The sequence below is a fragment of the Arthrobacter sp. WCS2018Hpa-7 genome, assembly GCF_031843805.1.
Taxonomy (GTDB): Bacteria; Actinomycetota; Actinomycetes; order Actinomycetales; family Micrococcaceae; genus Arthrobacter.
The window spans coordinates 120,307-139,168 of record NZ_JAVTJB010000004.1 but is presented as its reverse complement, the minus strand read 5'-3'; the positions used below and the strand labels follow the sequence as shown (position 1 = coordinate 139,168).

25 protein-coding genes and 1 tRNA gene are annotated in these 18,862 nt (G+C 62.6%); 15 read left to right on the top strand and 11 right to left on the bottom strand.

What is annotated here, in order from left to right; translation table 11 throughout:
* Window positions 1-30: 30 nt before the first annotated feature.
* On the top strand, window positions 31-801 hold the full coding sequence (locus RQH14_RS06385; protein ID WP_311212488.1) for an IclR family transcriptional regulator C-terminal domain-containing protein: 771 nt from the start codon (window positions 31-33) through the stop codon (window positions 799-801).
* On the opposite strand, the gene RQH14_RS06380 is transcribed toward RQH14_RS06385, so the two are convergent.
* The 3 genes from RQH14_RS06380 to RQH14_RS06370 form a co-directional block, all read right to left on the bottom strand.
* Window positions 798-1,574, bottom strand: coding sequence for an IclR family transcriptional regulator (locus RQH14_RS06380; protein ID WP_311212487.1), 777 nt, complete (start codon window positions 1,572-1,574; stop codon window positions 798-800). The two genes, RQH14_RS06385 and RQH14_RS06380, sit on opposite strands and share 4 nt — an antisense overlap.
* Before the next feature lie 75 nt (window positions 1,575-1,649).
* A complete protein-coding gene (locus RQH14_RS06375; protein ID WP_311212486.1) occupies window positions 1,650-2,390 on the bottom strand; it encodes a cyclase family protein in 741 nt (246 codons plus the stop codon).
* Complete coding sequence (locus tag RQH14_RS06370; RefSeq protein WP_311212485.1) at window positions 2,387-2,833, bottom strand: hypothetical protein; 447 nt, start codon at window positions 2,831-2,833, stop codon at window positions 2,387-2,389. Before RQH14_RS06370 ends, RQH14_RS06375 begins: the two co-directional genes overlap by 4 nt.
* A gap of 164 nt (window positions 2,834-2,997) precedes the next feature.
* Here RQH14_RS06370 and RQH14_RS06365 point away from each other — a divergent pair, with 164 nt between their 5' ends.
* From RQH14_RS06365 to RQH14_RS06355, 3 genes are all read left to right on the top strand, one after another.
* Window positions 2,998-3,891, top strand: a complete 894-nt coding sequence (locus RQH14_RS06365; protein WP_311212484.1) for an intradiol ring-cleavage dioxygenase — start codon at window positions 2,998-3,000, stop codon at window positions 3,889-3,891.
* A 37-nt stretch (window positions 3,892-3,928) separates the two neighbouring features.
* The gene (locus tag RQH14_RS06360) at window positions 3,929-5,236 is read left to right on the top strand and encodes a M18 family aminopeptidase (protein ID WP_311212483.1); all 1,308 of its coding nucleotides are present in this window, start codon (window positions 3,929-3,931) and stop codon (window positions 5,234-5,236) included.
* Between the two features lie 224 nt (window positions 5,237-5,460).
* Window positions 5,461-6,876 carry an amino acid permease gene (locus RQH14_RS06355; RefSeq protein ID WP_311212482.1) on the top strand — a complete coding sequence of 472 codons (1,416 nt, stop codon included), beginning with the start codon at window positions 5,461-5,463 and terminating at the stop codon, window positions 6,874-6,876.
* Between the two features lie 88 nt (window positions 6,877-6,964).
* On the opposite strand, the gene RQH14_RS06350 is transcribed toward RQH14_RS06355, so the two are convergent.
* A complete protein-coding gene (locus tag RQH14_RS06350; protein ID WP_311212481.1) occupies window positions 6,965-7,624 on the bottom strand; it encodes a DUF1345 domain-containing protein in 660 nt (219 codons plus the stop codon).
* 22 nt (window positions 7,625-7,646) lie between these two features.
* The gene (locus RQH14_RS06345; RefSeq protein ID WP_311212480.1) at window positions 7,647-7,811 is read right to left on the bottom strand and encodes a hypothetical protein; all 165 of its coding nucleotides are present in this window, start codon (window positions 7,809-7,811) and stop codon (window positions 7,647-7,649) included.
* A gap of 120 nt (window positions 7,812-7,931) precedes the next feature.
* Between RQH14_RS06345 and RQH14_RS06340 the strand changes: the two genes are divergently transcribed.
* Window positions 7,932-8,014: transfer RNA gene (locus RQH14_RS06340), tRNA-Leu, on the top strand.
* A gap of 50 nt (window positions 8,015-8,064) precedes the next feature.
* Here RQH14_RS06340 and RQH14_RS06335 read toward each other — a convergent pair.
* Window positions 8,065-8,403 (bottom strand): YnfA family protein, encoded by a 339-nt coding sequence (locus tag RQH14_RS06335; protein WP_311212479.1) that lies wholly within the window; start codon window positions 8,401-8,403, stop codon window positions 8,065-8,067.
* 232 nt (window positions 8,404-8,635) lie between these two features.
* Here RQH14_RS06335 and rpsF point away from each other — a divergent pair, with 232 nt between their 5' ends.
* The 4 genes from rpsF (at window position 8,636) to rplI (ending at window position 10,418) form a co-directional block, all read left to right on the top strand.
* Window positions 8,636-8,941: a 30S ribosomal protein S6 gene (gene rpsF / locus RQH14_RS06330; RefSeq protein ID WP_011776755.1), complete on the top strand. Its 306-nt coding sequence runs from the start codon at window positions 8,636-8,638 to the stop codon at window positions 8,939-8,941.
* Between the two features lie 50 nt (window positions 8,942-8,991).
* Window positions 8,992-9,579 carry a single-stranded DNA-binding protein gene (locus RQH14_RS06325; RefSeq protein ID WP_089597032.1) on the top strand — a complete coding sequence of 196 codons (588 nt, stop codon included), beginning with the start codon at window positions 8,992-8,994 and terminating at the stop codon, window positions 9,577-9,579.
* 128 nt (window positions 9,580-9,707) lie between these two features.
* Entirely contained in the window at window positions 9,708-9,947 is a 240-nt protein-coding gene (gene rpsR, locus RQH14_RS06320; RefSeq protein WP_003800144.1) for a 30S ribosomal protein S18, read from the top strand.
* 18 nt (window positions 9,948-9,965) lie between these two features.
* The gene (gene rplI, locus RQH14_RS06315; RefSeq protein WP_089597031.1) at window positions 9,966-10,418 is read left to right on the top strand and encodes a 50S ribosomal protein L9; all 453 of its coding nucleotides are present in this window, start codon (window positions 9,966-9,968) and stop codon (window positions 10,416-10,418) included.
* Between the two features lie 140 nt (window positions 10,419-10,558).
* Here rplI and RQH14_RS06310 read toward each other — a convergent pair whose 3' ends face one another.
* Window positions 10,559-10,981 (bottom strand): DUF1801 domain-containing protein, encoded by a 423-nt coding sequence (locus RQH14_RS06310; protein ID WP_311212478.1) that lies wholly within the window; start codon window positions 10,979-10,981, stop codon window positions 10,559-10,561.
* Window positions 10,982-11,052: 71 nt separating this feature from the next.
* On the opposite strand from RQH14_RS06310, the gene RQH14_RS06305 reads away from it, so the two are divergent.
* Complete coding sequence (locus RQH14_RS06305; protein ID WP_311212477.1) at window positions 11,053-11,904, top strand: PhzF family phenazine biosynthesis protein; 852 nt, start codon at window positions 11,053-11,055, stop codon at window positions 11,902-11,904.
* A 31-nt stretch (window positions 11,905-11,935) separates the two neighbouring features.
* Here RQH14_RS06305 and RQH14_RS06300 read toward each other — a convergent pair whose 3' ends face one another.
* Together RQH14_RS06300 and RQH14_RS06295 are read right to left on the bottom strand one after the other, a co-directional pair.
* The gene (locus RQH14_RS06300; RefSeq protein WP_311212476.1) at window positions 11,936-13,468 is read right to left on the bottom strand and encodes a DUF6297 family protein; all 1,533 of its coding nucleotides are present in this window, start codon (window positions 13,466-13,468) and stop codon (window positions 11,936-11,938) included.
* A 1-nt stretch (window position 13,469) separates the two neighbouring features.
* Window positions 13,470-14,147, bottom strand: coding sequence for an ABC transporter ATP-binding protein (locus RQH14_RS06295; protein ID WP_311212475.1), 678 nt, complete (start codon window positions 14,145-14,147; stop codon window positions 13,470-13,472).
* A gap of 58 nt (window positions 14,148-14,205) precedes the next feature.
* On the opposite strand from RQH14_RS06295, the gene RQH14_RS06290 reads away from it, so the two are divergent.
* The 3 genes from RQH14_RS06290 to RQH14_RS06280 are packed head-to-tail and all read left to right on the top strand — an operon-like array spanning window position 14,206 to window position 16,140.
* A complete protein-coding gene (locus RQH14_RS06290; protein ID WP_311212474.1) occupies window positions 14,206-14,997 on the top strand; it encodes an IclR family transcriptional regulator in 792 nt (263 codons plus the stop codon).
* Window positions 14,998-15,022: 25 nt separating this feature from the next.
* Complete coding sequence (locus RQH14_RS06285; protein ID WP_311212473.1) at window positions 15,023-15,382, top strand: DUF1801 domain-containing protein; 360 nt, start codon at window positions 15,023-15,025, stop codon at window positions 15,380-15,382.
* Window positions 15,382-16,140, top strand: a complete 759-nt coding sequence (locus RQH14_RS06280; protein ID WP_311212472.1) for a class I SAM-dependent methyltransferase — start codon at window positions 15,382-15,384, stop codon at window positions 16,138-16,140. Before RQH14_RS06285 ends, RQH14_RS06280 begins: the two co-directional genes overlap by 1 nt.
* Before the next feature lie 28 nt (window positions 16,141-16,168).
* Here the strand turns inward: RQH14_RS06280 and RQH14_RS06275 are convergent, their stop codons facing one another.
* The gene (locus RQH14_RS06275; protein WP_311212471.1) at window positions 16,169-16,378 is read right to left on the bottom strand and encodes a hypothetical protein; all 210 of its coding nucleotides are present in this window, start codon (window positions 16,376-16,378) and stop codon (window positions 16,169-16,171) included.
* A 173-nt stretch (window positions 16,379-16,551) separates the two neighbouring features.
* Between RQH14_RS06275 and RQH14_RS06270 the strand changes: the two genes are divergently transcribed.
* Window positions 16,552-17,469 carry a diacylglycerol/lipid kinase family protein gene (locus RQH14_RS06270; RefSeq protein ID WP_396136273.1) on the top strand — a complete coding sequence of 306 codons (918 nt, stop codon included), beginning with the start codon at window positions 16,552-16,554 and terminating at the stop codon, window positions 17,467-17,469.
* A gap of 7 nt (window positions 17,470-17,476) precedes the next feature.
* On the opposite strand, the gene RQH14_RS06265 is transcribed toward RQH14_RS06270, so the two are convergent.
* Entirely contained in the window at window positions 17,477-18,373 is an 897-nt protein-coding gene (locus tag RQH14_RS06265) for a hypothetical protein (protein ID WP_311212470.1), read from the bottom strand.
* 188 nt (window positions 18,374-18,561) lie between these two features.
* Between RQH14_RS06265 and RQH14_RS06260 the strand changes: the two genes are divergently transcribed.
* Window positions 18,562-18,855: a DUF4287 domain-containing protein gene (locus RQH14_RS06260; protein WP_311212469.1), complete on the top strand. Its 294-nt coding sequence runs from the start codon at window positions 18,562-18,564 to the stop codon at window positions 18,853-18,855.
* Window positions 18,856-18,862: the final 7 nt, after the last annotated feature.

Genomic DNA, 18,862 nt, shown 5'->3' with positions numbered 1-18,862 from the left:
GCGTGAACGCTTGGTGGAAGGAGCGGATTCGTGGAGGTGTCACCGGAGGCGTCATCCCTGGGCCAGGGTCTTCGCCTTGTCCGCATGGTCACAGACCGCGAAAAGCAGGGACGCCAACTTTTGGGAGTCTCGCAGCTGGCTGCCGGACTGGACATGGAGCAAAGCCGGGTCTCCCGATTGGCCCAGGAATTGTGTGATCTTGGACTGCTGGAACGGGTGGACCGTGGCCCATTCCGCACAGGACCGCGGTTCTTCAGCCTCGCGGCCTCCTTGAACAGCACGTGGGTTCAGCAGTCACCTGCGGAACTTGAAGAACTGGTGTCCGCGTTCGGACTGCGGTCGCGGCTGTCCGTGCGGGAGGGTGTCCGCGTTCTCCTGCTGCGTTCGTCAACCAATAACTCAGTCCTGGGTGGGTTCGCCAAACCTGGCATGGTCACCCCCGTGTGGTGCACGGGTTCTGGGCGGGCCTTGCTGTGGGACCACTCGCCAAAGGACATCGGAGTCCTGCTCAGGGATGTTAACTTCATCGGCGTAGGCGGACCGGCCGCGGCGCACACCGCCCCCGAAGTCGCCGATTTGATGGAGCGGGACAGGCCGGGAGGCTACGTCCTGGCTGCCGAAGAATTTGAACACGGAGTCTGGGAGCTGGCCGTTCCCGTTCGGGCTGAGGATGGCCGGATCATTGCTGCTCTGAGCGTGCTGGGCAGCCGGTCCGGCGTGGAGTCTGCTGCCCCCGAGATCGCCGCTGTTCTTCACTCAAGCGCCCAACGGCTCAGCGTCAGGCCGGGCCTCGAAGCTTAGGCGTCGAACTGGCGTGAGCCTCCGCCAACCCTGGACTCGAGCCACGTCCGCCAGGAACCGAGAGCCACGGCGAAGGCTTCCCGCTGGGGCTCCACGCGCAATTTTGGCCCAACGATTTGCAGGGCCGCGGCAACATCTCCCTTGAAGTCCCGGATGGGCGCGGACAATGAGTAGAGCCCGGGTTCGGCTTCTTCATCAACAATCGAGTATCCGCGGACGCGGGCTTTGTTGAGCCGTTCCAGGAAATCATCCACGGAAACCGGCGTGTTGGGCCCATGCCTCACGAACTCCACTGTGCTGAAGATCTTCCGGATTTCCGCCTCCGGGGCATCCCACAGGAGCGCCTGGCCGGCATCACTGCAGTAGGCGGGGTAGGGGCGGCCCAACCAGGAGCCCACAAGGTTTGCGCTCTCGGGAACTTGCTCGCCGATAGTGACCGTGCTGTTTCCGCTGAGTACGCCCAGGAAGCAGGCCTCGTTGGTTTCGGTGGCCAACCCCTCCAAGGCCGTGAGGCCGTCGGTCTTCAGCCGTTGCTCTGTGACCAGTTGGGCGTCCGTCAGGATGGACCAGTCCAAGCTGTATTCGCGTTGGTCCGAACGCAGCAGGAAGCCTTCCTGCTGCGCACCCTTGAGGCTTCGCGACACCTGGCTGCGGTCTTTGCCGAGGCGGGCTGCGACGTCGGCCACCGTGCCGCCGTCGAAACCTTCCGCATGACGCGCCCCCACCGCAAGAAGGGCCATCATGCCGCGGCCCATACTGGAGGTCTTTGACATGGATCGATTCTAGCTACCTAGGCCTGCTCAGGCGTCACAGCCGGCGGTACTGCCGGCGTCACAGGACGGCCGGAGTCAGTGGATGGAGAAGACCCTGGCCGGGAAACCACTGCCCTCGAGCGGCTTTGCCCACGTGGCGACCAAGGCGGCACCGGCCTCCGGGAGATGGTCCAGGGCGGCAAGAAGCTCTATCTGCCACTTGTCCTGGGCAAGTACGTAGGTTTCCAAGCTGAAATCCTGCTGCGATGTGGCCATGCCGGGGTCGGTGTCCGTCTGTTCATGGCCGATCGCGCTGACTGATCGCTTTTCGATCAGGTACTCCAAAACTTCCCGCGACCATCCGGGGGTGTGGCTGATCCCGGCTTGGTCGACGTTGGCCATGGCAGCGCTGTCCGGCCAGCGGTGGCTCCAGCCGGTGCGAAGGGCCACGAACGACCCGGCAGGGATGTCCCCATTCCGCGTCTCCCAGCCCAGGACGTCATCCACGGTAGGGGTAGCATCCGGATTGCCCGCGACGCGTTCGCTGATGTCCAGGACAACCAGCGGCAGGACCATGTCCTCCACGGGGAGTTGATCGAGTGTGCGGCCGCCCAGGACAAAATGCGACGGCGGATCCACGTGGGTGCCCCACTGGCCAACGATCGAGTATCTGTGGGCAGTGAACCCGTCTCCCTTTTCCAGGTCGAAGAGGGTTTCCCTGGTTTCGTCAGGGAAGGCCGGAAAATGCGGCTGGCCGGGATGAAAGGCGTGTGTCAGGTCCGTGAAGGTCCTGTTTCGGAGAAGGGGTGCCAATTCCTGCCAAAGGGGAGAGCTCATGATGCCACCCGCGTTTCGGCATGGACGGCGGAGCTGCTGGAGACACTGAGCGGACCCGAGACCTCGATGACAGGGACTTCCCACGGATGGATGTCCACAATCCGTTGCACCAACTCCTGGACAGTCCGGTGGTCCAGGGAATCGTCGAAGTAGGTGGTGAACACAAAAGTGGGCGAGATGGTCCGCTGGCCTACAGCGCCGAGAGTGGGCTTGGCACCCTCAGCTACCGTGAATCCCTCAAAACCCGCGGAGGACTCGAAAACGTGGTGGTAGTTGCCGAAGCCGCCCAGTTCGGGTGCCGACTGCAGTTCGTTCAGCAGGGAGGCAATGCCTTCATCAGAATCAAGGGCGCCGAGGTCGCCGGCGGCCATTTGCTTCATGGTTTCCACGGGAATGGGCCAGTGAATTCGAAGCTTTCGCACTGGTTTCAGTTCAATGTTCATGGCGAGTGACCTTCCGTCATTATGTCCGTGGAGACATCGTGCCACGACGTGACGAGCATTACAAGCATATAGAAATGTTTATACTGCACATCAAAGGAGATCCTCACAGTCCGGCCACAGCCTTCCCATGTACAAGGCACAGGCCGCACGCGTTACATGGAGACATGACTACTCCCCACCCCGACCACGATCGCGGACTCGCATTCGACCTCTCGACGCTCCTGAGCCGGCGACGCACTTTGGGTGTTCTCTTCGGCGCCGGGACTGCTGCGGCCCTCGCGGCCTGCACGCCGGGTACGGCAGGCAACGGCGCATCGCCGTCGAGCACCTCCAGCGCAACGGCCGCAGCGACGGCGACGGAAGGTGCGACGGCGGCCGCGTCGCCTTCAGCGCCGGCCACCAGCACGGTGACCCGGGCATTTGCTGAATGCGGCGTCGAGATCCCTGAGGAGACGCTCGGGCCCTACCCGGGGGATGGCTCCAATGGTCCCAACGTGCTGGAGGCCTCAGGGGTGGTCCGCCGTGACATCAGGTCCAGTTTCGGAACGTCCACCACTACAGCTGAGGGCGTACCGCTCACGGTAACCCTGACACTCCTGGACAACGCCAATGGCTGCTCGCCGCTGGCTGGTGCTGCAGTCTACGTCTGGCATTGCGACCAAAACGGCAAGTATTCGCTTTACGATTCGGGCCTGGAGAACGAGAACTATCTGAGGGGCGTGCAGGAGGCTGACGCCAACGGGCAGCTGACCTTCAGCACCATCTACCCGGGCGCGTACAACGGCCGATGGCCACATATTCACTTTGAGGTATTCGAATCGATGAGCAACACCACCGCTGCCGGGCAGGTGTTGGCCGTCTCCCAGATTGCCCTCACGGAGACGGCGTGCAAGGCGGTCTACGCAACCGCGGGCTACGAGTCGAGCGCCCGAAACTTCCCCAACACGACACTGACCTCGGACAACGTCTTTGGCGACGATGGAGGTATATACCAACTCGCGACTATATCCGGCTCCGTTGCGGGCGGTTATACGGCCGCGCTGAACGTCACCGTTTAGCCCGGGCGGCGCCTAAAGCGCGGCTAGACTCGGGGTCATGCCTTCGAATGCCTCCGCAGCAGTTGACCACATCCAGGATCTCGGCGCCTACGTTTCTGCGTCACCATCGAGCTTCCATGCAGTCCACGAGGCCGCCCGCCGCCTGGATGCCGCAGGCTTCGCGGCACTGGATGAACTGAAGCCGTGGGATGGCGGAGCGGGCAAGTTCTACGTGATCCGCGACGGCGCCCTGATCGCGTGGGTGACGCCGGAGAATTCGGGCCCCACCACTGCTTTCAACATCCTCGGAGCCCACACTGACTCCCCGTCCTTCAAACTGAAGCCCAAGCCCACCACCGGAAAATTCGGCTGGCTGCAGGCCGGCGTCGAGGTCTACGGCGGACCCCTGCTGAATTCCTGGCTGGACCGGGAACTGCAGCTGGCGGGCCGTTTGGTCATGCGCGACGGCACGCAGCATCTGACAGCCACGGGCCCTCTTCTTCGCTTCCCCCAGTTGGCGATCCACCTGGACCGCGGGGTGAACGACAATGGACTGCATCTGTCCAAGCAGCAGCATATGAACCCGATCTTCGGCCAGGGCGACCCCGCCGGGGAGGACCTCCTGGGGTTGCTCGCCGATCGTGTTGAGGGTGCCGCTGTGGATGCAGCCGCCATTGGCGGGTACGACGTCGTGGTGGCAGACACTCAAGCCCCTGCGGTTTTCGGGGCCAACAGCGAGTTCTTCGCGTCAGGCCGCATGGATAACCTCTCCTCCACCCACGCGGGTCTGGTGGCACTGATCAGCCACGCGGCGTCAACTCCGGTGGAGGGACCGATCGCTGTCCTGGCCGCCTTCGATCACGAGGAGATCGGCTCCAACTCGCGCTCCGGAGCGTGCGGCCCCATCCTTGAGGACATCCTGGTCCGCATCTCTGACGGTCTCGGCGCCTCGGTGAGCCAGCGGCGGCAGGCGCTGGCGGCGTCGTTCTGCGTTTCCGCCGATGCCGGCCATGCCGTGCACCCGAACTATGCGGAAAAGCATGATCCCGCCAACAAGCCAATGTTGAACGGTGGGCCGCTGCTGAAGATCAATGCCAACCAGCGCTACGCCACGGATGCCACAGGTGCTGCGTTCTGGGCCCGGTTGTGCGATGAGTCCGGTGTTCCGTACCAGGAATACGTATCCAACAACGATCTCCCGTGTGGATCCACCATCGGCCCCCTGACTGCCACGCGCCTTGGTATCCGGACCGTGGATGTGGGCATCCCCTTGTTGTCCATGCACTCAGCGCGCGAGCTCTGCGGCGTTGAGGATCCGCGGTATCTGGCAACTGTTGTTGAGTTGTTCTTCCGCACCTCCGTCTGAGGGAAGCCTCAAACACTCATTTCAGGGGTATTACAAAAGTTTCCAATACGAAACGTTGGATGCCTCAGGGTTTACATTTTGTGCACTCCCCCCTTTTTAGCGGATTCAAAATGTTCAGCTGCACAGCCATGCAGGTGATGCAGCAGGCTAGCGTGAATGAGTCATGTGGCCCGTGGCACACCACGGCGGCCACCCCGCGAAAACCTAAAGGACGGCGCAGATCCATGCACGCTGACCAACAACTTTCAAAATCCCTGAAGCCCCGGCACCTCTCCATGATCGCCATCGCCGGCGTGATTGGCGCAGGCCTGTTCGTAGGCTCCGGCGCTGCCATCCAGCAGGCCGGTCCCGGCATCCTTGTGGCCTACCTGGCTGCCGGCCTGGTGGTCATCCTGGTCATGCGCATGCTGGGCGAGATGGCTGCTGCCAACCCGGAGACGGGCTCCTTTTCCACCTACGCCGACAAGGCCCTTGGCCGCTGGGCGGGCTTCAGTATTGGCTGGCTCTATGCCTGGTTCTGGATCATTGTCCTCGGCATCGAGGCCACGGCGGGCGCCGCCATCATGCACCGCTGGGTCCCCGGTGTGGACCAGTGGATCTGGGCGCTGATCCTGATGGTGCTCCTGACGCTGACCAACCTTGGTTCCGTGAAGTCCTATGGCGAGTTCGAGTTCTGGTTCGCGTCCATCAAGGTCGCCGCCATCGTCATCTTCCTGCTCGCAGGCATCGCTGCCATCCTGGGCCTCATGCCGGGCGTCTCCGCTCCGGGCGTCGCCAACCTCCTGGACCAGGGCGGCTTCATGCCGAACGGTCCGGGCGCAGTCCTGGCGGGCATCCTCGTAGTGGTCTTCTCGTTCTTCGGCGCCGAAATCGCCACCATCGCTGCCGGCGAATCGGAGAACCCCGTGGACGCCGTCAAGAAGGCCGTGAAGTCCACTGTGTGGCGCATCCTGATCTTCTACATCGGCTCCATCGCCATTGTTGTCACACTTCTGCCGTGGAACGACGCTTCCGTTGCCAAGAGCCCGTACGTTGCCGTGATCGAGCTCTACGGAATCCCGGGCGCAGGCACCATCATGGACATCGTTGTCCTCACCTCGGTGCTGTCCTGCTTGAACTCCGGCCTCTACACCGCCAGCCGCATGCTGTTCTCCCTTTCACAGCGCGGCGACGCTCCCCGGTCCTGGATGAAGATCTCCAAGCGCGGCGTCCCGGCAGCAGCAGTACTGGCCTCCACGGTGGTGGGGTTCGTTACGGTTGGCCTGAACTACATAGCCCCGGACACAGTATTCCTGTTCCTCGTGAACACCTCCGGTGCCATCGCGCTCTTCGTGTGGCTGGTCATTGCGTCCTCGCAACTCATCCTGCGCAAGCGCATGGGCGCTGCGGCCAAGGACCTCGATCTCAAGATGTGGCTGTTCCCGTACCTCACGTGGATCGCCATTGGCGCCATCGTGGCCCTCATCATCGGGATGGTGGTCATCGAATCCACGCGTGAATCGCTCTTCCTGTCGCTGGCGTTGGCCGCGATCGTGGTGGGCATAGGTATTTGGCGCTACCGCAAGCGAGGTTCCACCTCACCTGAGGAGACCACCGCGGAAGCCGAGCAGGCGACGGTCGGTGGGGGACCGGCGTCGTAAGCGTCTTTCAGCAGCGGGGCAGCCAGCGTCAACGTTCGACGACGGCTGCCCCGTTTGGCTTTTAAGGTCACCGCCCTGGGCCTCTTGGCTACTGCGCCAGGCCGATGACGAGGTTGATGGTGACGGCCAGGATGACGGTTCCAAACAAGTAGGACAGCAGGCTGTGCTTCAGCGCTTCCAGCCGGATCGAGTGGTTGCCGAGGTTGGTGTCCGATACCTGGTACGTCATGCCCAGGCTCGTGGCCACATAGGCGAAGTCCGTGTACTGCGGCGGCCGGTCCTGGTTGAAGTTGATGCCGCCCACTTCACCGCCGGCGGGGGCGTCCTGGCCGTAGTACAGCTCTGCGTACCGCAGTGTGAAGAGCGTCTGGACCAGCATCCAGGACAGTCCCACACAGGCCAGGGCGAGTGCCGCAGAGGACAAGCGGGAACCGCTTCCTTCCGTGTGCGAATTGACGATCACGGCGGCCACGGCAGCAAGGCTGGCCAAATTGGCCACAAGGATCAGCAGGTCGGTGACTCCCCGCGACGGGTCCTCGGACGTTGCATGGTGCTGCGTTTCGGCAGGATCGAGCCGCGCGATCACCAGCCACACCCAGGCAACGTAGACCAGGGCGGCCACGGCCCAGCCGACCGCCGGCGCATCCACCCAACTGCCTGAGACGCCGGTAGCGACGAAAGCTGCTGTGCCGGCCAGGACCATGACCACAAAGCGCAGCCGGCTCCGCCTCACCCTGACGTTGTCCATGTGCCCACCCTAGTGGGGGCGCTCAAAAGTTGGTTGGGCGTGACGGCTCCGCCTGCTCGCTGCGCTTCTTGTCGGCCTGGAGGATTCCGTCCCGGACGCCTGAGCGGATCACGAAGTACAGGACGTAGAGTCCGATCGCAGCGAATACGACGGTCAGGAGCAGAGCGCTAAGGGGTGTGGCATCCATGGCCACGACCCTAGCGAGGCTCCCTCAAGACCCCAGGAATCCACGGATCGGCCCTGTTCGTGTTACTGTCTTTGTCGCTGTCGAGGAGAAAAATGAAACACTGATTCTCCTGATCACCTTGCGCGGGTGGCGGAATGGCAGACGCGCTAGCTTGAGGTGCTAGTCCTCGAAAGGGGGTGGGGGTTCAAGTCCCCCTCCGCGCACAAAAAAACCCCCGGAAGGTCACCTTCCGGGGGTTTTGTCGCCTTCGGACCTACGCTCCCGGACGGGGTGCGAACATGATGACGCCAACGCCGACTATGCATATAGCCGCCCCGATCACGTCCCAGCGGTCAGGACGGAAGCCGTCCACCAGCATTCCCCAGGCCAACGAGCCGGCGATGAACACACCCCCGTAGGCGGCCAGGACCCTGCCGAAGTGCGCGTCGGGCTGAAACGCTGCGAAAAAGCCGTAGATGCCCAGTGCCACGATGCCGAGACCGGCCCACCACCAGGCTTTACCCTCACGGACGGCTTGCCAGATCAGCCACGCACCGCCGATCTCTGCAACGGCGGCCAGGACGAAGAGAATGATGGACTTCAGGGCGGTCATTGCTCCAGTATTCCCTGCTGGATGCCCGGGTTATCCACATCCGCCAAGTGCCCGGTTCCGGCTGCGGATCCCCTCGAATAGCTTTGGGTGCAGGAGATGCACTAAGATATTGAAGTCTGTGTTGCGCCCTCCTTCCGAGTCTTCGGCGGGGGAGCGGGTACACGGCATCGCAAATGAACCTCCTGTTACGGAAATACCGTAACCGCTTAGCCCAAAGGAGGTGGGTTCACATATGCGTCCTTACGAATTGATGGTAATCATCGACCCCGAGGTCGAAGAGCGTACCGTAGAGTCGTCGCTTCAGAAGTTCCTCAATGTCATCACCACCGATGGTGGAACCATCGAAAAGGTTGACATCTGGGGCCGTCGCCGTCTGGCGTACGACATCAAGAAGAAGTCCGAAGGTATCTACGCCGTGGTGAACTTCACCGCTGCACCGGCTACCGCCAAGGAACTTGATCGCCAGCTGTCTCTTAACGAGACGATCATGCGCACCAAGATCATCCGTCCTGAAGACCAGAAGGTCGTTGCTGAGTAATCAGCCCCTTCCAGATCTTTATCCCGCAGGAACGAACAAGGAGGCAGTAGATGGCAGGCGAAACCACTATTACGGTCATCGGTAATCTCACCAATGACCCCGAGCTGCGGTTCACCCCGTCTGGCTCAGCAGTAGCGAACTTCACCATCGCTTCTACTCCCCGGACCTTTGACCGCCAGTCCAATGAGTGGAAGGACGGGGAAACCCTGTTCCTCCGCGCATCTGTATGGCGCGAAGCAGCCGAGAACGTGGCCGAGTCCCTCACAAAGGGCATGCGCGTCATCGTTTCCGGCCGTTTGAAGAGCCGTTCCTACGAAACAAAAGAAGGCGAAAAGCGCACCGTAATCGAGCTTGAGGTCGACGAAATCGGCCCCAGCCTGCGTTACGCAAACGCCAAGGTCAACCGTACCCAGCGCTCCGGCGGCGGGCAGGGCGGCTTCGGTGGCGGCAACGCCGGTAATTCCGGTGGCTTTGGAGGTGGCGCTCCTGGTGGAAACCAGGGCGGCGGCAACTCCGGTGGAACCTGGGGCGGCAACCAGCCCGCACAGCAGCAGGATGACCCTTGGGCTACGCCCGGTGTCAGCAATGCTGGCGGTGGCGGCTGGGGCAACGGCCCGGACTCCGAACCTCCCTTCTAAACAAAAAATAAACGTCCGACGCCGGACGCCCACCCGGACTGCCGAAAGGCACCTTGGTGACAACCGCCGTCGAACACCACCATCCCGTGGATCAATATCCACGGGCTCCATAGAAAAGGAGCTCCACGATGGCTAAGGCTGAACTCCGTAAGCCCAAACCAAAGTCCAACCCCTTGAAGGCCGCTGACATCACCGTCATCGACTACAAGGACGTAGCACTGCTGCGCAAGTTCATCTCCGACCGCGGAAAGATCCGCGCTCGTCGCGTTACTGGCGTTACCGTTCAGGAACAGCGCAAGATCGCCCAGGCAATCAAGAACGCCCGCGAAGTTGCTCTGCTGCCTTACTCCGGCGCTGGCCGCGGCTAAGGGAAGGGATTAACTAACATGGCAAAGCTCATTCTGACCCACGAAGTAACCGGTCTCGGTGCTGCTGGCGACGTTGTGGAGGTCAAGGACGGTTACGCACGTAACTTCCTGCTGCCCCGCGGCTTCGCTCTGACCTGGTCCAAGGGTGGCGAGAAGCAGGTTGAGTCCATCAAGGCTGCCCGCGCCGCTCGTGCGCACGCTTCTGTTGAAGCTGCACAGGCACAGGCCCAGGCTCTGTCCTCCAAGAAGGTCAAGCTCGAGGTGAAGGCCGGCGAGTCCGGTCGTCTCTTCGGCACCGTCAAGCCTGCTGACGTCGCTGCTGCTGTTGAGGCTGCTGGCCTCGGCGCCATCGACAAGCGCAACGTTGAACTGCCGAACCACATCAAGTCTGTCGGTTCGTACACGGCCAACGTTCGCCTGCACGAGGACGTTTCCGCTGTCATCGACCTTGAGGTCGTTGCAGCAAAGTAGTCTCTGACTGCATCTAAAGACCCCCGCTGCCGGATTCCGGTGGTGGGGGTCTTTTGTGTGCTCACCGACTCCGCCGAGTTGACACTTCACCCCCATGTTGGCGCTCAACATGGGGGTGAACTGCCAACTCGACAGGGGATTTATGGCGTGTGGAGCTCCTCCATGACGTGCTGGTACCCCGTACGGATCATTTGCGCAAGGACGTCGCGGTCCACGTCGTCGAGCTTGTTGACGTAGAGGCAGGCGGCGCCTGTCTTGTGCTTGCCGAGTTCGGGGAGCAGCCGGTCCGCATCGGGACCGTACGTCAGTCCGTACAGCGCCAAATTGCCCTTGCGTGGTGAAAATCCGATGGCCGCCGAGTCGCCTTCGCGGCCGGTCTCGTATTTGTAGTGATAGCTGCCGAAGCCCACAATGGTGGGTCCCCACATGACGGCTTCCTGGCCGGTGATGTCACGCATCATCTCCAGCAGTTCGAAGCCGTCCGCACGCCGCGTCGGGTGCTCCACGGAGGCCAGGAATTCTTCCACGGACACGTCACTGGGCTGGGTCTTGTTCTCTGCCATGCTGGTAGTTTCGCAGACGCAGGGCGCGTGCGTCAGCAAAACCGGCCAGCAACCGGTGATAGCCTGCAGCGGTGACTTCAGAAGCCCTCCGCAGCCGCCCGTTCCACCAAGTGGACGTCTTCTCCGATCAACCGTACCGGGGCAATCCGCTTGCCGTGGTGGTCGATGCCGAAGGCCTCAGCGGAGAGACCATGCAGCACTTCGCCAACTGGACCAATCTTTCCGAGACCACGTTTCTCCTCCCTCCCACTGACCCCTTGGCGGACTACAAGGTGCGGATCTTCACGGGCAGCGAGGAGTTTCCGTTCGCAGGACATCCCACCTTGGGTTCAGCGCACACGTGGCTTCAGGCTGGGGGAGTGCCTAAAACTGAGGGGGTCCTTGTCCAGGAGTGCGGCGCCGGTTTGGTGAGGCTGAAGCACGACGCCGGTCGGTTGGCTTTCGCCGCGCCCCCACTGACGCGCTTCGGCCCGGTCGGTGAGGATATCAAGACCCAGCTCGCGGCAGCCCTGCGTCTTCCGCAGGATGAGTTGCTGGACATTTCGTGGCTGGTCAACGGACCCACATGGATCGGCGTGCTGCTCGGCTCCGCGGAACAGGTGCTGGCCATCGAGCCGGACCTTGTTGCCATGGGTGACCTCAAGGTCGGTGTGATTGGACCGCATCAACCGGGTACCGGCATCGACTTTGAAGTCCGTACGTTCATCCCGGGCGACGCCATGGTGGAAGACCCGGTCACGGGTAGTTTCAATGCCGGCGCGGCGCAGTGGTTGATCGGCAGTGGCCGGGCGCCTGAGGAGTACGTGGCAGCCCAAGGCACGGTGCTGGGCAGGGCGGGCAGGATCCACATCAAAGCTCAGGACGGCGAGATCTGGGTGGGCGGAGCATCGGCCACGTGCATCGAAGGAACGGTGCTGCTCTAAGAGTTTCGCCTGGGTACTTCCCTCAGCGCTGTCACGTGCGCTTGGGCCTCGACAGCACCACCACCAGGAAAATCCCTGCACTGAACACGGCCTGCACCATCAGGACGACCCCCGGGACGTACCCCAGATAGAGCGCCACGAGCAGCGGGATGGTCGCCAGGATGGTCACGTCCAGCCCGCGCAGCAGGGAGCCCAACTGCGCACGGGGAACAGGTCCGAACGGAGTTTCAACCGGCGGAGCGGTCCAGTCAGGAGGCGTCCTGGTGGCCGAGCGGAGAGTTCCCGCGCCCATGCCCACACCTGCGAGGGCGCCGACCAGCACCAACCAAGGATCCGCAGCGCCGAGGAGAGCCAAAAGCCCACTGAGCACGGCCATCCATACGGACATGGCAAGGCACGGCATGAGTGTGCGGCTGGTCCTGACCAGTGCCGGATGCAGTGGCAGCACGGCGTCGAGTTCAGGAACCAGGGCGGTCTTCCGGGCCACGGTCCCCAACCCGGACGCCGTGGCGCACCCCGCGATCACGATCACCGCCAACTGTACGAACTCCGGCAGCCCGCCTTCCACCAGGAGCATGGCGATGCAGGCAGCAAGCCACAGGACCGGTGGCAGCAGCGGAGGATTGAGTCTGAGGAAGGCAACTGCATCAGCTCGGATCAGCGCCCCCAGGGGGCCGCGCGTTGGTCGGGCGTAAAAGCGGGCTGCCCTGCCGCCGTCGACCTTTTGACGGCCGCCGCTCAAGGCGCGCAGCACCTCATTGGAGTCCATTATGAAGAGAGACGCCCCCGCATGACCGGCCACGGCTCCGCCCCGAACCAGCTCGTCACCCCGCACGCGTCCGGACCGCGGCACAACAAGCGCCAAAAGTCCGACGACGGCAAGGCCCGCCAGCGCTGTTGGCCACGGAGACCAGGACAGCGCGGGAAGGAGCGAGCACCCCAGAAGCGCCGCTGCCGTGATCGCTTTACCCACACGGGGACTTGGCAGACCGAGCTGTTGGACAGCTGCCAGAACCAGCGCAATGGCGCCGGCGCAGCCGAAGGTGAGTGAAGCGAGAAGGTGTTCAACCGGAGCGCGGTCAACGGCGGTCACCATGCTGAAGGGAAGATGGATGATGGCCGAACCAGCGGCGGTGAGCGCGACTTTACGGAGGAACGGCGGCAGGACCATGGGGCGGCGATCCACCGGAAGTGTCAGCCACCAGGTACTTTCCGCGCCATTAACGGTCATGGGTCCGAGTTTGCGTGCCAGGTTGCTGATGACCAGAAGGACCGCGAAGGTCACGGACGTCCACAGGACGGGTTCCGGCAGGACGATCCATTGCTCGCCGATAATGCTGCCGGTGGTGGAAGCACGGTCCGCGATTTCGTTGCGCAGCGCAAGAACGAACGAGGCCGCGATGGTCAGGGACACGCCGATGCCGAGGGCCCAGCTGTAGGCATCGACGAACCTGTCGCCCCACGAGATACGACTGCGTTCATAGCGTCGGGCGGAGCGGCGGGTGAACCGGACGATCTCAGCGGCCAGCTCCCTGTTCTGCCCAATCGGTTCAAGGGTGAGCATGTCAGGAGCCGGCAATGATCGAGGCCCCCTGTTCCGGATCGAATTCCTGGACTTCCTCGTCAATCACCAAACACGTGGAGGCCGTAGCGAGCAGCAGCTGGGGATCGTGGGTTACCAGAACCACTGCTCCACCGCTTTTGGCATGGGCGGCGATGCGCTCACCGAGGGCCACGCGCATCCGGGGATCGAGCCGTTGCTCCGGCTCATCAAGGATCAGGAGCGACGACGGGCGGATCAGTCCTGCTGCCAGCAGCAGCCTGCGCCGCTGGCCGGATGAGAGGGCATCAGGGATGGCTTGCGATCTCCCCACGAGCCCGAAGAAGTCCAGCTCTTCCTCAACGCGCGCTTCGGGATGGTCCAATGAATGGCCCCGGGCAATGAGGAGAAGGTGTTCCCGGACTGTGAGGGACGGGAAGAAGAGGTCGTCGTCGAACACTGCTGAAACCTGGCGGCGGAAGGGAACGGCGTCCGGGTCGATGAGGAGGCCGTGGACTTTTACGTCGCCGGCCAAAGAAGCCTGCCGTCCCGCAAGAGTGCGGGCCACTGTGGATTTTCCCGCGCCGTTGACACCCACGATTCCCAAGACTTCACCCGCGTCCACGGATGTAGAAACTTCCCCGCACACCGGAGCACCGGCGTACCCGACCAGCACGCCTTCGGCTTCCAAAACCATCCCCATGCTGCAACCCTACCGGCGGGATTGGCGCGACCTTGCCGGACCGTTTAGCGTGAGTCCTATGTCAGCATCCGATGCTTCCGCGAAGGCCAACGGCAACCCTTTGCTTGTCCTGGGCAAGATCACGTCCATCCTGGATGCTTTCTCGTTGTCCAACCCTGTACTGCAGTTGGCCGACATCCGCGAGTTCACCGGCATGCCCACGTCAACGGTGCAGCGGCTGGTCACTAACCTCACGTCGCAGGGCTTCCTGGATCGTGAGGGCGACGCGTACCGCATCGGCATGCGGATGGCCTACTGGGCGGCGCCGGCAACCCGCGGCATGGAGGTGGTGGATATCCTGAGTCCGCTGCTCAAGACCCTGCGGGACACCACCGGCGAGGCTGCGTGCTTCTTCAAAGCAGAGCAGCACTACAGGGTCTGCGTGGCCATGGCGGATACGCACCACGCGCTCCGCCGGGAGATGCACCTGGGCAAAATTGTCCCGCTCCACGCAGGGTCGGCAGGCAGGGTGCTCCTGGCCTGGTCACCGGAATTGATGGAAGCTGTCCTGCGGGATCCGTTGGAATCCATCACGGACTACACCATCACCAGTTCAGAGGAGCTCGAAGCGGCCGTCAAGAAGACCCACGCGGACGGGTTTGCCATCACCGTGGGCGAGCGGGAAGACGGCGCATCAGGGCTATCCGCGCCGGTTTTCGATTCGGCCGCCGGTCTGGTGGGTGCCGTAACCATCAGCGGGCCAACCCTTCGGATGCCGCTGGAGACATGCGAGGCTTGGGTGGAGCCCCTGCTGGCTACCGCTGAGCACATGACCAGGCTGATCGGTGGACGTTTTCCCGGCGAGAGCTGAGCAATCAACGTGAGGGAGAATGACGATGGCTGAGAAACACCCCACGGTGGACGCCTACATCGCAGCGCAGCCTGAGGCCACCGGGCTGATCCTCCAGGAGATCCGTAGAAGCATTCACGCAGCAGTCCCCGATACCGGTGAGATGATCAGTTATGACATTCCCACCATCACCATCGATGGACACTACGTGGTGTATTTCGCGGCTTGGGCACACCACATTTCGGTGTATCCGGTCCCGCGGGCCGATGAACCCTTGAACAACGAGTTTCAGCCCTATCTGTCCGGGAAGGGAACCTTGAAGTTTCCGCTGGCCAAGCCGGTCCCTTACGAGCTGATTGCCAGGGTTGCCGCCCAGCTCGCGGCGGAGAGAAGACGGGAACACTGATGCGTGATTTTGAGACCCTGGTGGCGGAGGCCGAGGAAGCCGACGTGAACGGCTGGGGATTCGGATGGCTGGACGGGCGGGCCAGCGAAGAACGCCCGCCGTGGGGATTCGCCGGGCTGCTGGCGGATCGCCTTGCCACCGTCCGGAGCGCTCTTGATGTGGACACAGGCGGCGGCGAGGTGCTCTCCGAAGCCGCCCAGTTTCCCGAATTGATGGCTGCCACCGAGGGGTGGCCGCCCAACGCCCAACAGGCCCGTGGGTTACTGGGGCCGCGTGGGGTGGACATCGTGGAAACAACAGCCGGCTCCGGCCTGCCATTCCCTGACGGCTCCTTCGAGCTCGTGACCGCACGCCACCCGGTCAGCCCCGATTGGGAAGAGATTCACCGCGTCCTGGTCCCCGGCGGCCACTATTTCGCCCAACATGTGGGACCGGCGTCGGCCTTTGAACTGATTGAGCATTTCCTGGGGCCTTTACCGGAACAGCGGAAGGGCCGTGACCCCCACTCTGAGTCAGCGGCCGCGGAAGCCGTAGGCCTCACCGTCACCGACCTCCGAACGGCCAGGTGCCGCATGGAATTCTTTGACGTGGGCGCGGTGGTGTGGATTTTGCGGAAATGCGTGTGGTGGGTCCCCGGCTTTTCGGCAGAGACCTACATGGGCAAGCTCAGGGAGCTGGACCACCGGATGAGGGCGGGCCACCCGTTTGTTGCCCATTCAACGCGGCACCTGATCGAGGCCCGTAAAGAGCCTAGCTAGCAGGCCGGTGCAGCCCGGCCGGCTGCACTTACAGCAGCGCCCGGGCCTCAAGGTCTTCCATGGCCCAGGTGAGGATCTTAAGGTCGAAAGGATCGCGATCCTGGATGCCGAAGAGGTAGGCGTCGAAATCCCAAGGCCTGGCGTTCCCACCATTGGCCCAATACCAGGCCCAAAGATCGTCCAGGGTGACCTCATGCTCCATGACCAGCGCTCGGGCAGTTTGGCGTGAGTCTTCCATGATTTCCCCACTGCTGACGCAGCACCAGACCGCATCAGGCTGATTGACGTGGATCCTGCTTCTTAAGGTGCATTTTCATGCTTTCACGTTCGGGGCTCATCCGAAACCCCAGTAGCTTTACGAATACTATGGGAACTTCCGAGGAAAACTACCGCCTGAAAAGGGACCTCGCAATGAATCAGGAGCACACTGTGGATTCTGCACGGACCTTTGAGTCGATCGTCATTATTTTCAATCCCAACAGCACCGGGGATGCGCCTGAGTTGGCGCAGCAGTTGCATGACCGGCTGAAGGAACTCCTCACCTACCAGCCCGAGATCACCCTCCAGCCCACCGAGCACGCCGGCCACGCCGTCGATCTGGCGCGGGAAGCGGCCGGCAAGGGCGGCGACGTCCTGGTAGTGTCCGTCAGCGGCGATGGCGGCTACAACGAGGTGGTTAACGGCGTAATGCAGGCCGGGAACCCCAACGCCGTCTGTGCAGTCAGGGCTGCCGGCAATGCCAACGACCACAGCAGGATCATGGCCACCAAGCCTTTGGAGGAGGCCATCGCGGAGGGCCACGTGCACAACATCGATCTCCTCCGCATCCACACGGGCCAAAAAGAGAATGAGCCCCTCGAATATGCGCATTCCTACATCGGATTCGGCTTGACCCCTGTGGTGGCCACTGAATTGGAAAAAGGCAGCAAGGGGGCGCTGACGGAAATGGTCACCGTGATCCAGACCTTTTCCAAGTTTGAGCCCTTCGCCGTCCGATTGGAGGACGGGAAACGCCACAGGTTCGACAGCCTCGTCTTCGCCAATATCAATGAAATGGCCAAGTACGCCACGCTCAGTGAAGCAGCAAGCCACCCGTCGGACGGCAAATTCGAAGTCATTATCTTCCCCCACATGCCTAAATGGCGGGTCCTGCTGACTGCGCTGAAGGCCACCACACAGGGCCTGGGCGACCAGCCGAGCGTGAGCAGCTACGAATTCACCACGCTCAAGCCATTGCCGTACCAAATGGACGGTGAGGTGAAGAGCGTCGAAGCCAACGTCAAAGTCACTGTGGAATGCGCCCCCGGCGCCTTGGCTACGCTCGGTTAGTCCGCGCCTAGCCTGTAGGGGCGCAGGCGGCGGTGACGAAGTCGTAGATCCGGCCGCGCAGTTCATTCGACGCCGCGATCTTCACCAACCCCTGCCGTTCTCCCACGGTGATCCTTAGCGGAAGGAGCGTCCCTACTTTGTCCTCGGCCACCGCATGTGGGTCACAGCGCGCGGGTCTGATGTGCAAGGCCAGATCTCGTGTGGCGTCACCGGGCGTGATGGTCACGTTCCGAGGCCAAGGATCAGTGGGCGTCTCCGCCAGGAGAGTAGTTCCGTCGATCGACTCAATGGTGAGGCGCTTCGCCGTTCCACCCGGGGTGGCCGGCGTGACGACAAGGCGCACGACGGCGGTGCGGCCGTCCGCTGCTACCTCAAGTGCGGGGTCCAGGTCCATGGTGGCGACGGCGGCGGCTTCGGCTGCGAGGCACAGCTCGCCTGCGTTTCGGGTCAGGACGCCGAAGGGATCGGAAGCGGCGGCGTTTTCCGCCTCGGGGTCTTTGCCCGGAGCAGCGTAGGTGATCCTGGCGTTGAGTTCCGGTGACGCGTCTCCTTCCCGTGCTTCGCAGGCTGCCGCGGGCAAAGCAGCAGGAAGGCTTTTAGGTTGACGGGGCGGCAGCTCCAGGCCGCCTTCTGACGGTTCCCAGGAAATGTCATCGTCAAAAAGCGTGGATCGCAGCCGTGCTCCCGTCACCGTCAGGGGAGCGTCCGTGGTGTTGGTGAGCTGCAGCAGGATGGCCTGCTTGCCGTATTGGTCCCGGGACTGGTTGACCTCAACGGTGATGGGGCCTGAGCCAGTGGTGGAGGGCTGCTGGCTGGAATCCCCGGAGTCACACGCGGCTGCAAGCGGCAGGGCCACTCCAATGGCCATCCCCACCACAAGAGAACGCCACGTCCGGTCCGCCATGCGATCAGTGTAGGGCGCACGTCAATAACAGTCTGCGGTATCAGCTACTGCGTGAGCCCCTGGTGTTTGGAAAGCGCCAGGCAAGATCTCAGCCTGTATTGGGCATTAGCTGGTGCGTTCAGGCCGATAGGATGTCCGCACGTACTAAAGAATTCCGTCCGTTGACGCAACGACGAAAGGCGACACTGATGTCGTTCCAGGCTTACCTCGATGCCATAGAAGACAAGACCGGCCTCACTCCGAGGCAATTGGTTGAAATTGCTGAAACCAAGGGCTTCAACGACCCCTCGGTCAAGGCAGGAACCATTCTTGAATGGCTCAAAGCGGACTATGAACTTGGCCGCGGCCATGGAATGGCGCTGGTGCACGTCATCAAGAAGGGCCCACAGATCGACAGCAAGCATGTGGGTTCGGACGGCACGCACCGCGACGAGTCGGACACGCTTTGGCTGGACGGCAAGGCCAGCAAGCCACAGCCGTGACGGGCGG

Excerpts from the sequence above, each read along its gene's own strand:
- RQH14_RS06280 (WP_311212472.1), top strand. The coding sequence starts at position 15,382 with ATGCGTGATTTTGAGACCCTGGTGGCGGAGGCCGAGGAAGCCGACGTG.
- RQH14_RS06350 (WP_311212481.1), bottom strand. The coding sequence starts at position 7,624 with ATGGACAACGTCAGGGTGAGGCGGAGCCGGCTGCGCTTTGTGGTCATG.
- RQH14_RS06300 (WP_311212476.1), bottom strand. The coding sequence starts at position 13,468 with ATGCTCACCCTTGAACCGATTGGGCAGAACAGGGAGCTGGCCGCTGAG.
- RQH14_RS06275 (WP_311212471.1), bottom strand. The coding sequence starts at position 16,378 with ATGGAAGACTCACGCCAAACTGCCCGAGCGCTGGTCATGGAGCATGAG.
- rplI (WP_089597031.1), top strand. The coding sequence starts at position 9,966 with ATGGCAAAGCTCATTCTGACCCACGAAGTAACCGGTCTCGGTGCTGCT.
- rpsR (WP_003800144.1), top strand. The coding sequence starts at position 9,708 with ATGGCTAAGGCTGAACTCCGTAAGCCCAAACCAAAGTCCAACCCCTTG.
- RQH14_RS06335 (WP_311212479.1), bottom strand. The coding sequence starts at position 8,403 with ATGACCGCCCTGAAGTCCATCATTCTCTTCGTCCTGGCCGCCGTTGCA.
- RQH14_RS06375 (WP_311212486.1), bottom strand. The coding sequence starts at position 2,390 with ATGAGCTCTCCCCTTTGGCAGGAATTGGCACCCCTTCTCCGAAACAGG.
- RQH14_RS06370 (WP_311212485.1), bottom strand. The coding sequence starts at position 2,833 with ATGAACATTGAACTGAAACCAGTGCGAAAGCTTCGAATTCACTGGCCC.
- RQH14_RS06380 (WP_311212487.1), bottom strand. The coding sequence starts at position 1,574 with ATGTCAAAGACCTCCAGTATGGGCCGCGGCATGATGGCCCTTCTTGCG.
- RQH14_RS06325 (WP_089597032.1), top strand. The coding sequence starts at position 8,992 with ATGGCAGGCGAAACCACTATTACGGTCATCGGTAATCTCACCAATGAC.
- RQH14_RS06345 (WP_311212480.1), bottom strand. The coding sequence starts at position 7,811 with ATGGATGCCACACCCCTTAGCGCTCTGCTCCTGACCGTCGTATTCGCT.
- RQH14_RS06295 (WP_311212475.1), bottom strand. The coding sequence starts at position 14,147 with ATGGGGATGGTTTTGGAAGCCGAAGGCGTGCTGGTCGGGTACGCCGGT.
- RQH14_RS06265 (WP_311212470.1), bottom strand. The coding sequence starts at position 18,373 with ATGGCGGACCGGACGTGGCGTTCTCTTGTGGTGGGGATGGCCATTGGA.
- RQH14_RS06365 (WP_311212484.1), top strand. The coding sequence starts at position 2,998 with ATGACTACTCCCCACCCCGACCACGATCGCGGACTCGCATTCGACCTC.
- RQH14_RS06290 (WP_311212474.1), top strand. The coding sequence starts at position 14,206 with ATGTCAGCATCCGATGCTTCCGCGAAGGCCAACGGCAACCCTTTGCTT.
- RQH14_RS06270 (WP_396136273.1), top strand. The coding sequence starts at position 16,552 with ATGAATCAGGAGCACACTGTGGATTCTGCACGGACCTTTGAGTCGATC.
- rpsF (WP_011776755.1), top strand. The coding sequence starts at position 8,636 with ATGCGTCCTTACGAATTGATGGTAATCATCGACCCCGAGGTCGAAGAG.
- RQH14_RS06360 (WP_311212483.1), top strand. The coding sequence starts at position 3,929 with ATGCCTTCGAATGCCTCCGCAGCAGTTGACCACATCCAGGATCTCGGC.
- RQH14_RS06355 (WP_311212482.1), top strand. The coding sequence starts at position 5,461 with ATGCACGCTGACCAACAACTTTCAAAATCCCTGAAGCCCCGGCACCTC.
- RQH14_RS06260 (WP_311212469.1), top strand. The coding sequence starts at position 18,562 with ATGTCGTTCCAGGCTTACCTCGATGCCATAGAAGACAAGACCGGCCTC.
- RQH14_RS06285 (WP_311212473.1), top strand. The coding sequence starts at position 15,023 with ATGGCTGAGAAACACCCCACGGTGGACGCCTACATCGCAGCGCAGCCT.
- RQH14_RS06310 (WP_311212478.1), bottom strand. The coding sequence starts at position 10,981 with ATGGCAGAGAACAAGACCCAGCCCAGTGACGTGTCCGTGGAAGAATTC.